The following is a 13405-nucleotide window of genomic DNA, read 5'->3' on the forward strand; positions in this document are numbered from 1 at the left end:
CATGTATGTTGCGACCAAGGGCGGTGAGCGTGCGATCGGCGCCGCCCATGCCTGGCTGGCGGAGGTTCGCCGCGGCAATCCGGACCTGCCGGAACTGACGGCGGCGCAGGTGGAGGCGCAGCTCGGCCTGGCGGTGGACCGGGTGATGGCCGAAGGCTCCTGCCACGACCGGGGGCTGGCGGCGCTGGCGGTGAAGCAGGCGCGCGGCGACCTGATCGAGGCCGCCTTCCTGCTGCGTGCCTACCGCACCACCCTGCCCCGCTTCGGCGCTAGCACGCCGCTCGACACCAACGCCATGGCGCTGCAGCGGCGCATCAGCGCCACCTACAAGGACCTGCCCGGCGGCCAGGTGCTCGGCCCCACCTTCGACTACACCCACCGCCTCCTGGATTTTTGTCTGGCTGCCGCGGGCGGGTCGCCAGGCGGGGCACCGGAAGCCGAGGCGAGCACCGCCCCCTCGCCGCGCGTGACCGAAATGCTGGCGCGCGAGGGGCTGATGCAGCGGGAAGCGCCGGTGGAGGCGGAGCCGGGCGACCTGACGCGGGAGCCCCTTTCCTTCCCCGCCGACCGGCCGCTGCGGCTGCAGGCGCTGGCGCGTGGCGACGAGGGTTTCCTTCTCTCCCTCGGCTACTCCACCCAGCGCGGCTATGGCGGCAACCACCCCTTCGTCGGCGAGATCCGCATGGGCGAAGTCGCCGTGGGCTTCACCCCGCCGGAGCTGGGCTTTGAGATCGATCTCGGCGACATCACCGTCACCGAGTGCCAGATGGTGAACCAGTTCAAGGGCAGCCGCACGGAGCCGCCGCAATTCACCCGCGGCTACGGCCTGGTCTTCGGCCATGGCGAGCGCAAGGCCATGTCCATGGCCCTGGTCGACCGCGCGCTGCGGGCCGAAGAGCTGGGCGAGGCCGCGACGGCGCCGGCGCAGCAGCAGGAATTCGTGCTGTCGCATTGCGACAATGTGGAGGCCACCGGCTTCGTGGAGCACCTGAAGCTGCCGCACTACGTCGATTTCCAGTCGGAACTGGAGAATGTCCGCACCATGCGGGCCAGCGTGGAGGCCGGGCGATGAGCCACGATCCCGGCTACAATTTCGCCTATCTGGATGAATCGACGAAGCGGATGATCCGCCGCGCCATTCTCAAGGCCGTCGCCATCCCCGGCCACCAGGTGCCCTTCGGGTCGCGCGAGATGCCGCTGCCCTATGGCTGGGGCACCGGCGGCATCCAGGTCACCGCCGCCATCCTCGGCCCGACCGACGTGCTGAAGGTGATCGACCAGGGCAGCGACGACACCACCAACGCGGTCTCCATCCGCGCCTTCTTCCGCCGCGTCGCCGGCGTGGCGACGACGGAGCGCACGGCGGAAGCCAGCATCATCCAGACCCGCCACCGCATCCCGGAACGCGCGCTGCGGGAGGACCAGATCCTGGTCTACCAGGTGCCGATCCCGGAGCCGCTGGGAAGGCTTGAGCCGCGCATCGCGGAGACGCGGCGCATGCACGCCATGGCCGATTACGGGCTGATGCATGTGAAGCTGTACGAGGACATCGCCCGCCACGGCCACATCGCCACCAGCTACAGCTACCCGGTGATGGTCAATGGCCGCTACCTGATGTCGCCCTCCCCGATCCCGGCCTTCGACAACCCGAAGATGGACCAGATGCCGGCGCTGCAATTGTTCGGCGCCGGGCGGGAGAAGCGCATCTACGCGGTGCCGCCCTATACCTCCGTCAAGAGCCTGGATTTCGACGACCACCCCTTCCGCCCCATCCGCGCGCCGCAGACCTGCGAACTCTGCGGGTCGCGCGACACCTATCTGGACGAGGTGCTGACGGATGATGTCGGCGGCCGGATCTTCGTCTGCTCCGACACGGATTTCTGCACGGAGCGGCAGGCGGTGAGGGAAGCGGCGGAATGAGCACGCCCCTGCTGACCGCCCCCTTGTTGACGGCTCGGGACCTCACCCTCCACTTCGGCCGCGTGGCCGCGCTGGATGGCGTGGACCTTGAGATCCACCCGGGTGAGGTCGTTGCCATCGTCGGCGAATCCGGCAGCGGCAAGACCACGCTTCTCCGGGTTCTCTCCGGCCTGATGCGCCCCGATGGCGGCGAGGTTTCCTATCTCGGCCAGGATGTGCTGGGCATGGGGGAGGCCGCGCGCCGCCGCCTGATGCGCACCGAATGGGGTTTTGTGCATCAGAACCCGCGCGATGGGCTGCGCATGGCGGTCTCGGCCGGCGGCAACATCGGTGAACGCCTGATGGCCACCGGCGCCCGCCATTACGGCAACATCCGGGAACAAGCCTCCCATTGGCTGACCCGCGTCGAGATCGACCCGGCGCGCATGGACGAGGTCCCGGCGAGATTCTCCGGCGGCATGCAGCAGCGCCTGCAGATTGCCAGAACGCTGGTGACATTGCCAAAGCTGGTCTTCATGGATGAGCCGACGGGCGGCCTCGATGTCTCCGTCCAGGCGCGGCTGCTGGACCTGATCCGCGCCCTGGTCGCGGACCTTGGCCTCGCCGTGCTGATCGTCACGCATGACATCGCCGCCGCCCGCCTGCTGGCACACCGGATGCTGGTGATGCGGCATGGCGTGGTGGTGGAAAGCGGGCTGACCGACCGGGTGCTGGACGACCCGCAGCACCCCTACACGCAACTTCTCGTCTCCTCGGTGCTGGCGGCATGAGCTTCTCCCTGGCCACCGAGGGCCTGTCCAAGGCGTTTCGCCTTCACCTGCAGGGCGATGTCCGCATCCCCGTGCTGGACGGCGTGGATTTCAGCGTGGCGCCCGGCGAATGCGTGGCGCTGGCCGGGCCTTCCGGGGCCGGCAAATCCACGCTGATGCGCTGCCTCTACGGCAATTACGGCGTCGGCGCCGGGCGCATCCTGATCCGCCACCATGGCGCGCCGGTGGACCTCGCCGCTGCCGATCCGCGCCTCGTGCGGGAGATCCGGCGCGACACGCTGGGCTATGTCAGCCAGTTCCTGCGCGTCATCCCCCGCATCGGCGCCCGCGACATCGTGGCGGAACCGCTGCGCGCCCGCGGCGTGCCGGCGGAGGCGGCGCGCGCCCGCGCCAGCGCCCTGCTCACCCGGCTCAACCTTCCGTCAAGGCTGCACGACCTGCCGCCGGCCACCTTCTCCGGCGGCGAGCAGCAGCGTATCAACCTGGCCCGAGGCTTCGCCGCCGACTACCCGGTGCTGCTGCTGGACGAACCGACCGCGAGCCTCGACCCCGCCAACCGCCAGGTGGTGGTGGGCCTGATCGCGGAGGCCAAGGCCCGCGGCGCCGCGCTGGTCGGCATCTTCCACGACACCGAGATTCGCGACCTCGTGGCCGACCGGCTCTTCGAGGTCCACCCCATGCAGGACGCCGCATGACCCCCGAGACCATCCTGACCAACGCGCAACTCGTCCTGGCGAATGAGGTGCTGTACGGCACGCTGGTGCTGCGCGGCGACCGCATCGCGGAAGTGCAGCCCGGCCGCAGCCACGCCCCCGGCGCCATCGATCTGGACGGCGACCACCTGATCCCCGGCATCGTCGATGTGCACACGGACAATCTTGAACGCCAGGTGCAGCCGCGTGCGACCGCGCGCTGGCCGTCGCGCTCCGCCATGCTGGCGCATGACAGCCAGACGGCCGCCGCCGGCGTGACCACGGTGCTGGACGCGCTTTGCCTGGGCGACCTCGGCTTCGATGTCGGCCGCACCCAGACCTTCGTCGAAGGCATGAACGACCTGGACGCGCTGACCGGCACCGGCCTGCTGAAATCCGACCATTTCCTGCACCTGCGCTGCGAGATCCCGGCCGCGGACATGCGCGAACTGGTGGAGATGGCGGCTGACCACCCGCTGGTGCGCATGGTCAGCTTCATGGACCACTCGCCGGGCGTCGGGCAGTACCGGGACGTGGAGCGCTACCGCCAGATGCGCATCCGCAACGGCAAGACGGCCGAGCAGGTCGACAAGCGCATCATCGAGTTGCTGGAGACTCGGGAAAGGCTGCTGGAGCCGAACCGCCGCTGGCTGCTGGACCGCGTGGCGCATCGCCACCTGCCGCTGGCCAGCCATGATGACGACAGCCCGGAAGGCATCGCCCGCAATGCCGCGGACGGCATCACCATCAGCGAGTTCCCGGTGACCCGGGAAGCCGCCCAGGCGGCGAAGAGGCTCGGCGTGCAGGTGATCGCCGGCGCGCCCAACATCGTCCGCGGCGGCAGCCATTCGGGCAATGTCGCCGTCTCCGACCTCATGCAGGACCAGACGGTGAATGTGCTGGCCAGCGACTATGTGCCGCCCGCCATGGTGGAGGCCGCCTGGCTCGCCGCCGGCCAGGGCCACACGACGCTGCCGGCGGCCATCGCCATGATCACGGATACCGCCGCGCGCATGGCGGGCTTTTCGGATCGGGGCCGGCTGGAAGCCGGGCTGCGCGCCGACCTGGTGCAGATCCGCCCGCATGAGGGCCACGCCGTGGTGCGGAAGGTGTGGCGCGCCGGGGAGCGGATCGCGTGATGCGCGCGGCCATCTACTGGGCGCCGCGGCTGGACGACCCGTTGCACCGGCTGGGCTCGGCCTGGCTGGGGCGGGACGCGGAGACCGGGGCCACGCTGGCGCAGCCCGCCCTGCCCGGCCTCGACATCGCGGAGATCACCCGGGAGGCGCGCGGCTACGGCCTGCACGCCACGGTGAAGCCACCCTTCCGCCTCGCCACGAGCTGGGCGGCGCTGCGGCAGGATGCGCTGGCGTTGGCGCTGCGCACCGCGCCCTTTGCCCTGCCGCCGCTGCAGGTGGCTGAACACCACGGCTTCCTGGCGCTGCTGGAGACCGAACGCTCCCCCGCCTTGCAGGCCTTCGCCGATGCCTGCGTCGCCGGGCTGGATGCGCATCGCCTGCCGCCCGACGCGGCGGAGATCGCCCGCCGCCGGCCGGAACGCATGACCGATCGCCAGCGCGCCAATCTGCACCGCTGGGGCTACCACTACGTCTTCGAGGAATGGTGGTTCCACGTCACGCTCTCGCGCCGCCTGACGGCGGAGGAGATGGCGGTGGTGCGCCCCGCGGTCACCGCGCATCTGGGCGAGGCGCCCGGCCTGGAACGGCGGGTGACGGAGCTGTGCCTGTTCACCCAGTCGGGGCCGGGCGCGCCCTTCCTGCTGGCCGAGCGTCTGCCGCTGCTTGGCTGAGCGTGGCCAGCACCCGCGCCGCGCCTTCCGCCACGGTCGAGTCATTCAGCACCGTGGCGATGTCGAGACCCGCCGGCAGCGCCGCCTCCCGCGCCAGGCGGGCGGCGATGTCGGCCGCATCCTCCCGCCCCCGCGCTTCCAGGCGCGCCGCCAGCACCGGCAGCGGCGCGGTGATGTTCAGCACCCGTACCGGATAGCGCGCCGCCGCTTCGGCCAGCACGGCGCGCGAGAGATTCGCCACCACCACGCGGCCGGCGGCGAGATCCGCCTCCATCGCCACGGGAATGCCGTAGAACAGGCCATGCGCCGGCCACCACAGGGCGAAGGCGCCGGCGTCCCGCGCGGCCAGGAAGGCGTCTTCCGTCATCGGCAGATGGTCCTCGCCGCCGGCCTCCGCCGGGCGGGTGATGCAGCGGCGCGCGAAGACGAAGCGCGCATCGCCCGCCAGGCGCGCGCGGGCTGCCTGCATCAGCGTGTCCTTCCCGGCCCCGGAGGGCCCAACCACCGGAACCAGCATTTGTCCTGATGCACCGCAATATTGACCGTGACGCTTCTGCCTGCGCCTATCGGCCACCTCAAGTCGCCAACCGGAATTCGTCCCGCAATGTTCACGACGCGCCCCGAGATCGCCGGCACCTTCGGTGTCGTCGCTTCCACCCACTGGATCGCCTCCCAGGTCGGCATGGCGGTGCTGGAGCGGGGCGGCAACGCCTTCGACGCGGCCGTCGCCGCGGGCTTCACGCTGCAGGTGGCGGAGCCGCATCTGAACGGCCCGGGCGGCGACTGCCCCATCATCCTGCACGACGCCAAGGCCGGCGCGCAGCGCGTGATCTGCGGCCAGGGCGTGGCGCCGGCGGGGCTCAGCGTGGCGCATGTGAAGGAGGGGCTGGGGCTGGACCTGATCCCCGGCACCGGCTTCCTGCCCGCCATGGTGCCCGGCGCCTTCGACGCCTGGGCGCTGATGCTGCGCGACTATGGCACCTGGTCGCTGCGCGACGTGCTGTCCTACGCCATCGGTTATGCGCATCGCGGCATCCACTACGTCCCGCGCGTGGTCGCCACGCTGAACACCGTGAAGCCGCTGTTCGAGTCCGAATGGCCGACATCGGCGGAAATCTGGCTGCGCAATGGCGGCCCCGTCGCCGGCGGCCTCTACGCCAACCCCACCCTGGGCCGCACCTGGGAACGCCTGCTGCGGGAGGCGGAGGCGGCGGGCCATGACCGGATCGCGCAGATCGATGCGGCCCGCAACGCCTGGTATGGCGGCTTCGTCGCCGAGGCGATCGGCGATTTTTTCGCTTCCAGCGAGATGCTCGATGCCTCCGGCCGCCGCCACAAGGGCGTGCTGACGGCACACGACATGGCCCATTGGCGTGCCAGCCAGGAAGCGCCCCTGAAGCGCGACTACCGCGGCCACACCGTGCTGAAATGCGGCGTCTGGAGCCAGGGGCCCGCCATGCTGCAGACGCTGGCGCTGCTGGAGGGCTTCGACCTGGCGGGGATGGACCCGATGGGCGAGGAATATGCCCATACCGTCATCGAATGCATGAAGCTGGCCTTCGCGGACCGGGAGGCCTTCTACGGCGACCCTGATTTCGTCGACGTGCCGATCCACCATCTGTTGTCCGACGACTACGCGGCGGAGCGCCGCGCCCTGGTGGGCGAGGCCGCCAGCCTCGACCTCCGCCCCGGCACCCTGCCCGGCATGGCCACCCCCTGGGTCGACCACGACGCGATCAGCCGGGTGGAAATGCTGACCCGCGCGCCCGGCGCCGGGGAGCCGACGGTTGCGCGGCTCGGCGTCTCCGGCGCCGACACCTGCCACATCGACGTCATCGACAGCCAGGGCAACATGGTCTCCGCCACGCCCTCCGGCGGCTGGTTCCAGTCCTCCCCGGCGGTACCGGGGCTGGGCTTCTGCCTCGGCACGCGCGGGCAGATGTTCTGGCTGGATGAGAGCCTGCCGAACGGCCTGAAGCCCGGCAAGCGGCCGCGCACCACGCTCTCCCCGGCCATGGCGCTGAAGGACGGCCGCCCCTGGATGAGCTTCGGCACGCCGGGCGGGGAACAGCAGGACCAGTGGCAGCCCATCATGTTCACCCGCATGGTGGACCACGCCATGGGCATCCAGCAGGCGATCGACGCGCCGGCCTTCCACACCGAACACTGGCCGAGCAGCTTCTGGCCGCGCGTCGCCCGCCCCGGCAAGGTGGTGCTCGAAGGCCGCTACGCGCCGGAGGTGGCCCGCCTGCTGACCGCGCGCGGGCATCTGGTGGATGTCGGCGGCGACTGGTCCGAGGGCAGGCTGACCGGCGCGCGGCAGGAAGCGGACGGCCAACTGTTCGCCGGCGCCAATCCGCGCGGCATGCAGGGCTACGCGGTCGGGCGCTGAGCCATAGGCGGCACCTGTCGCGACGAAAGGCGGCGCGCAACTGGCGCGATGGTCTCGCCTGCCTGTAGCTGTCCGGGTGACAGGGCAGGAGAACGGCGATGCCGGACCAGGAATTCCACGGCAGGCGCACGCTGGACGAGGCGGCGCTGGCGCGCGTGACCGGCGGCGCACCGCCGCCTGACCACCCCGATGCGGCGCCGGCGCCGGGCCTGTTCCATGTCGACCATGGCGATGCCGATGCCACCCTCACCGGGGGATCGGGCAATGATGTGCTCTACATGGGCCAGGGCGATGACAGCGCCGCGGGCGGCGAGGGCGACGACCGGATCCATGGCGACAATGTCTTCGCCGCCGCCGCGATCGGCGGCGACCCGGCGGCGGTGCTGACCTTCTCCGGCAACGACACGCTGGATGGCGGCGCGGGGCGGGACACCATCCATGGCGACAGCCCCTCCAATGCCGGCCTCGGCGGCGATGACGTGATCAGCGGCGGTACCGGCGACGGCGCGCCGGACCAGGCCTTCGGCGGTGCCGGGGATGACACCTACATCTGGCGCCCCGGCGATAGCAGCGACCGCTTCGAGGGCGGCACGGGCCAGGACACGCTGCACCTGCCCACGCTGGACGAAGGCACGCTGCGGATGTGCCTGGACCTGCCCGGGGGGCTGGAGCTGCGCAGCCTGGGGGATGGCCTGTTCGGCTTCTTCGACGCCGCCGGCAACCGGACCGAGGCAAGCGGCTCGCTGACCCTGAAGGGCGAGACGCTGAGCTTCGCCGCGCTGGAGACCATCCGCCTGGGGTAGGAGCGGGACCCGCGCCGGGTCCCGCCGCCTCCCGGCGTCAGGCCTTGGCGGCCTGGGCGCGCAGCTGCGCGATGGTGGCGCGGTTGGTCACCTGCTCCGGGTTCATGCGGATCTCGATGATCGCCGCCTTGCCGCTGGCCTTGGCCCGCTGGAAGGCCGGCACCAGCTCCTCCGTCGCTTCCACCACCTCGCCATGGCCGCCGAAGGCCTCGATGAACAGGCGGAAATCGGGGTTGGTCAGCTGGGTGCCGGAGACGCGGCCCGGATAGGTGCGTTCCTGGTACATGCGGATGGTGCCGTACATGCCGTTGTTGAACACCAGGATGATCGGCGCCGCGCCCTGGTGGAAGCAGGTCGCCATCTCCTGCCCTGTCATCAGCGCCCCGCCATCGCCGACGAAGCAGACAACAGTCCTGTCGGGATGCGTGATCGCCGCACCGATGGCGGCGGGAATGCCGTAGCCCATGGCGCCATTGGTCGGCCCAAGAAAATCCTGGCCCTCCCGGACATGCATGAAGCGGTTCGGCCAGGTGGCGAAATTGCCGGCATCCGAGGTGTAGATCGTATCCGCCGGCAGCACCTTCTCCAGTTCCTGCAGCGCCACGGCCAGGTTCAGCGGCCCCTCGTAGCTCGGCGGCACCGCCTGGGCTTCCCGCTGCGCCCGCAGCGCCTGGCGCCAGGCGCCCCAGCGCGGCGCCTCGATGCGCGGCAAGGCCGCGGCGGCATGGGCAAAGGCGTTGACGTCGGCGGTGATGCCGAGCGCCACGCGATGCACCCGGCCGATCTCCGCCTGGTCCTGGTGCACCTGGATGATGGGCTGGCGGCCGGCGAAGTCGAACAGCGTGTAGCCCTGGCTCACCGGCTCGCCCAGCCGGGTGCCGAAGGCCAGGATCAGGTCGGATTCGCGGGCCTTGGCGACCAGCCCGGCATCGGCACCGACGCCAAGGTCGCCCGCGTAGTGCGCGGCGGTGCCGTCGAACAGCCCCATCCGGCGGAAGGACACGGCGACGGGGATGTCGTTGCCCACCAGGAAGTCGCGGATCGCGGCACGGCCCTCAGCGGTCCAGCCGCTGCCGCCCAGGATCGCCAGCGGCCGTTCCGCGCGGCCGAGCATGTCCATCATGCGCGCCAGCGCGGCGGGGGCCGGATGCGCCGGCATAACCGGGCAAGGGCCGATATCCGGCACGCTGGCGAGGTGCTTCTGCATTTCCTCGGAAATGGCGACCACCACCGGGCCGGGGCGGCCGCTCACCGCCACATCGAAGGCATGGGCGATCAGTTCCGGGATCCGCGCGGCTTCGTCGATCTGCGTCACCCATTTGGCGATCGGGCCGAAGAAGCGGCGGTAATCCACCTCCTGGAAGGTTTCCCGGTCTGTCTCGTTCATCGGGATCTGGCCGACCAGCAGCACCAGCGGCGTGCTGTCCTGGAAGGCGACATGCACGCCGATGGCGGCGTGGCAGGCGCCCGGGCCGCGGGTGACGATGGCGACGCCGGGCTTGCCGGTCAGCTTGCCATGGGCTTCGGCCATGTGGATGGCGCCCGCCTCGAAGCGGCAGGTCACCAGCTCCACCCGGTTGCGCTGGTTGTACAGGCCGTCCAGCAAATCGAGGTAGCTTTCGCCCGGCACGGCGAAGATGTGTGTCGCGCCATTGGCGACCAGCGCATCCGCCAGCAACTGCCCGCCCGTCCGTGCCTCGATCCCGTTCTGCGCCACGCCTGAGCTCCCCTGGGTTTCCGTCCCTGGGGATTTAGCCTGCCCTTGGCGGCGCGCCTACTCCGCCCCCGCCCGGCGCGCCTGGGGATGCGGCGCGGCTACTCGGCCGGCGCCGGGTGGCTCACCGGCTTCTGGCGTTCCAACTCCGACAGCCGCTCGGCGATGGCTCCGATCGGCTTGGTGAAGGGCGCCAGCAGCAGGTACAGCGCCGGCACGGCATACAGCGTCATGAAGGTGGAAAAGGTCACGCCGCCGACGATCACCACGCCCAGCGCCTGCCGGCTTTCCGCCCCCGCCCCCGTCGCCATGGCCAGCGGCAGGGCGCCGAAGGCGGTGGCGATGGAGGTCATCAGGATCGGCCGCAGCCGCACCACCGAGGATTCCAGCACGGCGTCACGCACCGAAAGACCGCGGTCGCGCAGCTGGTTGGCGAATTCCACCACCAGGATGCCGTTCTTCGCCATCAGCCCGATCAGCAGGATCATGCCGATCTGGCTGAACACGTTCAGCGACTGGCCCGTCACCATCAGCGCGATCAGCCCGCCGGTCACCGCCAGCGGGGTGGACAGCAGGATGATGAAGGGGTGGATGAAGCTCTCGAACTGCGCCGCCAGCACCAGGAACACCACCAGCAGCGCCAGCGCGAAGGTGACATAGAGCGCGCCGGAGCTTTCCTTGAACTCCAGGCTCTGGCCGCGATAGCTGATGCGCGCCTCGCCCGGCAGCACCTCCCGCGCGACGCCTTCCATGAAGGCCAGCGCCTCGCCCAGCGAATAGCCGGGGGCCAGCGAGGCGCTGATGGTGATGGCGCGCACCCGATCCTCCCGCGCCAGGGATTGCGGCCGGGCGCGCTCGGTCAACGTCACCACATTGGACAGCGGCACCAGCCCCCCCTGGGAGGAGCCGGACCCGGCGATCAGGCCCAGCTGGCCGCCGGCACTGGTGCGGATGAAGATGTTCTGCAGATCGTAGGGGCTGGCGCGGTCTTCCTCCCGCGCCTGCAGCAGCACCTGGTATTCCTGCCCGCCCTCGACATAGGTGCCGACCTGGCGGGAGCCGAGCATCGTCTCGATGGTACGGCCCATGGACTGGATGGAAACGCCGAGCTCGGCGGCCTTGCGCCGGTCGATTTCCACCCGGATTTCCGGCTTGGTCTCGATGTAGTTGCTGTTCAGGTTCAGCAGCCGCGGGTTCTGCCGCGCCGCCTGCAGGAAGGCGTCGCGCCACGCCACCAGGGTCGCGTAGTCGGACCCGCCGATGACGAACTGCACCGGCGGCTGGAAGCCGCGCTGGCCGAGCGAACCCGGGTTCAGCGCGAAGGCGCGCACGCCGGGAATCGCCAGCAGGCCGGGCATCACCTGCGCCACGATCGCCTGCTGCTTGCGCGACCGCTGGTCCCAGGGCGCGAGGCGCATGAAGATGTTGGCCACATTCGCCTGCGCCGGCCGCTGGAAGCCGCCCACCGTCGCGAACAGGGAAGCCACCTCCCCGCTCTCGACGAAGGGCTGCACCACGCGTTCGATGCGCTGCACATGTTCGCGGGTATAGGCGAAGGAGGCGCCTTCCGGCCCGGTCGTCGGGATGATGATGACGCCGCGATCCTCGGTCGGCGCGAATTCCTTCGGCAGCGCCAGGAACAGCACCGCGCCGAGGCCGGTCAGCGCCACCACGGCGCCCAGCGTCAGCACCGGCGCGGCCAGGGCGCGGGACAGGCTGCTGCGCAGCAGCCAGTTCATGCCCAGGAAGAAGGGCTCGGTCCAGCGGATCAGCCGCGAATCGCCCTCATGCGGCTTCAGCAGCTTGGAGCACATCATCGGTGTCAGGGTCAGCGCCACCAGGCCGGAGAACACCACGGAAGCGGCCAGCGCGAAGCCGAATTCGGTGAACAGCCGCCCGGTATTGCCGCCCATGAAGGACAGCGGCACGAACACCGCGATCAGCACCAGCGTCGTCGCGATGACCGCGAAGGCAATCTCCCGCGCCCCGCGCAGGGCGGCCAGCAGGGGCGCCTCCCCCTCCTCGATGCGGCGGTGGATGTTCTCCAGCACCACGATGGCGTCGTCCACCACCAGGCCGATCGCCAGCACCAGCCCCAGCAGCGTCAGCACATTGAGCGAGAAGCCCAGCGCCGACAGCGCGATGAAGGAGGCGATGATCGACACCGGGATGGCGACCACCGGGATGATCGTGGCGCGGAAGGAGCGCAGGAAGAAGAAGATCACGACGACGACGAGGATCAGCGCGATCATCAGCGCGTGCTCCACCTCGTAGATCGACTGCGCGATGAAGGTGCTCTCGTCGTAGCCGATCACCACCTCCACCCCCCCGGGGATGGAGGCGCGGATCAGTTCCACCTCCGCCTTCACCGCATCGGCGACCGAGAGCGTGTTGGCGGTGGATTGCCGCTGGATTCCCAGGCCGACGCCGGGCTTGCCGTTGATGCGGTACTCGCCGCGCGTGTTCTCCGGCGCCACCTCCACCCGCGCCACGTCGCCCAGCAGCACCTGGCCATTGGCGTTACGCGCCAGCACCACCTGCTGGAACTGGTCCGGCGTGCCGATGCGCGTGTCGGTGCGGACCGTCAGCTCCCGCGCCTGGCCCTCGATGCGGCCGCCGGGCAGCTCCACATTCTCGCGCCGGATCGCATCCTCCACGTCCTGCACCGTCAGGCCGCGCGCGGCCAGCGCCTGGCGGTCGAGCCAGATGCGCATGGAGGGCTTGCGCTCGCCGGAGACGAGCACCTGCGCCACGCCCTCCACCGTCGCCAGCCGGTCGGCGAAGCGGGTGCGGGCCAGTTCGGTCAGCTCCATGCCGCTCAGCTGGTCCGACACCAGCGCCACCCACAGGATGGGCCGGGCATCGCCATCCACCTTCTGCACGATCGGCGCATCCGCCTGCTCCGGCAGCCGCGCCAGGGCGCGGGCCACGCGGTCGCGCACATCGTTCGAGGCGGCGTCGATGTCGCGCGAGAGCTGGAACTCCATCGTCACCTGGCTGCGCTCGTCGCGGGAGGTGGAGGACATCAGCTTGATGCCCTCGATCCCGGCCACCGCGGCCTCGATGATCTCGGTGATCTGCGTGTCCACCACGGCGGCGGAGGCGCCGAGATAGGTGGTGGTGACGGAGACGATGGGCGGGTCGATGGCCGGGTATTCGCGGATCGGCAGCTTGGCGAGGGAGGCCATGCCGAGGACGATCAGCAGCAGGCTGATCACCATGGCGAAGACGGGTCGCTTGATGGAAACGTCCGAGAGCACCATGGCGCGCATCCCTGTCTGGAACCCCGGCCGGGATCGCGGCG

At 70.4% G+C, this 13405-nt stretch carries 11 protein-coding genes; 8 read left to right on the plus strand and 3 right to left on the minus strand.

Annotated elements, in window-relative coordinates; genetic code table 11:
• Position 1: 1 nt before the first annotated feature.
• From HEQ75_RS11605 to HEQ75_RS11630, 6 genes are read left to right on the plus strand one after another with little or no spacing between them, the layout of a single operon-like run.
• Entirely contained in the window at positions 2-1072 is a 1071-nt protein-coding gene (locus HEQ75_RS11605; RefSeq protein WP_168030569.1) for a carbon-phosphorus lyase complex subunit PhnI, read from the plus strand.
• Positions 1069-1920, plus strand: coding sequence for an alpha-D-ribose 1-methylphosphonate 5-phosphate C-P-lyase PhnJ (locus HEQ75_RS11610; RefSeq protein ID WP_168030571.1), 852 nt, complete (start codon positions 1069-1071; stop codon positions 1918-1920). The genes HEQ75_RS11605 and HEQ75_RS11610 overlap by 4 nt, the downstream gene beginning before the upstream one ends.
• Positions 1917-2690 (plus strand): phosphonate C-P lyase system protein PhnK, encoded by a 774-nt coding sequence (phnK, locus tag HEQ75_RS11615; RefSeq protein ID WP_168030573.1) that lies wholly within the window; start codon positions 1917-1919, stop codon positions 2688-2690. The genes HEQ75_RS11610 and phnK overlap by 4 nt, the downstream gene beginning before the upstream one ends.
• Positions 2687-3385 (plus strand): phosphonate C-P lyase system protein PhnL, encoded by a 699-nt coding sequence (gene phnL / locus HEQ75_RS11620; RefSeq protein WP_168030575.1) that lies wholly within the window; start codon positions 2687-2689, stop codon positions 3383-3385. Before phnK ends, phnL begins: the two co-directional genes overlap by 4 nt.
• Positions 3382-4521: an alpha-D-ribose 1-methylphosphonate 5-triphosphate diphosphatase gene (locus HEQ75_RS11625; protein ID WP_168030579.1), complete on the plus strand. Its 1140-nt coding sequence runs from the start codon at positions 3382-3384 to the stop codon at positions 4519-4521. The genes phnL and HEQ75_RS11625 overlap by 4 nt, the downstream gene beginning before the upstream one ends.
• On the plus strand, positions 4521-5192 hold the full coding sequence (locus HEQ75_RS11630; protein WP_168030581.1) for a DUF1045 domain-containing protein: 672 nt from the start codon (positions 4521-4523) through the stop codon (positions 5190-5192). The genes HEQ75_RS11625 and HEQ75_RS11630 overlap by 1 nt, the downstream gene beginning before the upstream one ends.
• On the opposite strand, the gene phnN is transcribed toward HEQ75_RS11630, so the two are convergent.
• On the minus strand, positions 5131-5661 hold the full coding sequence (gene phnN / locus HEQ75_RS11635; protein ID WP_235961519.1) for a phosphonate metabolism protein/1,5-bisphosphokinase (PRPP-forming) PhnN: 531 nt from the start codon (positions 5659-5661) through the stop codon (positions 5131-5133). The two genes, HEQ75_RS11630 and phnN, sit on opposite strands and share 62 nt — an antisense overlap.
• A gap of 135 nt (positions 5662-5796) precedes the next feature.
• Here phnN and HEQ75_RS11640 point away from each other — a divergent pair, with 135 nt between their 5' ends.
• Together HEQ75_RS11640 and HEQ75_RS11645 are read left to right on the plus strand one after the other, a co-directional pair.
• Positions 5797-7584: a gamma-glutamyltransferase family protein gene (locus HEQ75_RS11640; protein ID WP_168030587.1), complete on the plus strand. Its 1788-nt coding sequence runs from the start codon at positions 5797-5799 to the stop codon at positions 7582-7584.
• A gap of 98 nt (positions 7585-7682) precedes the next feature.
• On the plus strand, positions 7683-8387 hold the full coding sequence (locus tag HEQ75_RS11645) for a calcium-binding protein (RefSeq protein WP_168030590.1): 705 nt from the start codon (positions 7683-7685) through the stop codon (positions 8385-8387).
• 37 nt (positions 8388-8424) lie between these two features.
• Here the strand turns inward: HEQ75_RS11645 and HEQ75_RS11650 are convergent, their stop codons facing one another.
• Both HEQ75_RS11650 and HEQ75_RS11655 read right to left on the minus strand, forming a co-directional pair.
• Complete coding sequence (locus HEQ75_RS11650) at positions 8425-10104, minus strand: thiamine pyrophosphate-dependent enzyme (protein WP_168030593.1); 1680 nt, start codon at positions 10102-10104, stop codon at positions 8425-8427.
• A gap of 98 nt (positions 10105-10202) precedes the next feature.
• Complete coding sequence (locus tag HEQ75_RS11655; protein ID WP_168030595.1) at positions 10203-13364, minus strand: efflux RND transporter permease subunit; 3162 nt, start codon at positions 13362-13364, stop codon at positions 10203-10205.
• Positions 13365-13405 lie beyond the last annotated feature (41 nt).

It is taken from the genome of Falsiroseomonas selenitidurans (genome assembly GCF_012103215.1).
Lineage (GTDB): Bacteria > Pseudomonadota > Alphaproteobacteria > Acetobacterales > Acetobacteraceae > Falsiroseomonas > Falsiroseomonas selenitidurans.

Excerpts from the sequence above, each read along its gene's own strand:
- HEQ75_RS11655 (WP_168030595.1), bottom strand. The coding sequence starts at position 13,364 with ATGGTGCTCTCGGACGTTTCCATCAAGCGACCCGTCTTCGCCATGGTG.
- HEQ75_RS11625 (WP_168030579.1), top strand. The coding sequence starts at position 3,382 with ATGACCCCCGAGACCATCCTGACCAACGCGCAACTCGTCCTGGCGAAT.
- phnK (WP_168030573.1), top strand. The coding sequence starts at position 1,917 with ATGAGCACGCCCCTGCTGACCGCCCCCTTGTTGACGGCTCGGGACCTC.
- HEQ75_RS11640 (WP_168030587.1), top strand. The coding sequence starts at position 5,797 with ATGTTCACGACGCGCCCCGAGATCGCCGGCACCTTCGGTGTCGTCGCT.
- HEQ75_RS11645 (WP_168030590.1), top strand. The coding sequence starts at position 7,683 with ATGCCGGACCAGGAATTCCACGGCAGGCGCACGCTGGACGAGGCGGCG.
- HEQ75_RS11605 (WP_168030569.1), top strand. The coding sequence starts at position 2 with ATGTATGTTGCGACCAAGGGCGGTGAGCGTGCGATCGGCGCCGCCCAT.
- HEQ75_RS11610 (WP_168030571.1), top strand. The coding sequence starts at position 1,069 with ATGAGCCACGATCCCGGCTACAATTTCGCCTATCTGGATGAATCGACG.
- phnN (WP_235961519.1), bottom strand. The coding sequence starts at position 5,661 with ATGCAGGCAGCCCGCGCGCGCCTGGCGGGCGATGCGCGCTTCGTCTTC.
- phnL (WP_168030575.1), top strand. The coding sequence starts at position 2,687 with ATGAGCTTCTCCCTGGCCACCGAGGGCCTGTCCAAGGCGTTTCGCCTT.
- HEQ75_RS11630 (WP_168030581.1), top strand. The coding sequence starts at position 4,521 with ATGCGCGCGGCCATCTACTGGGCGCCGCGGCTGGACGACCCGTTGCAC.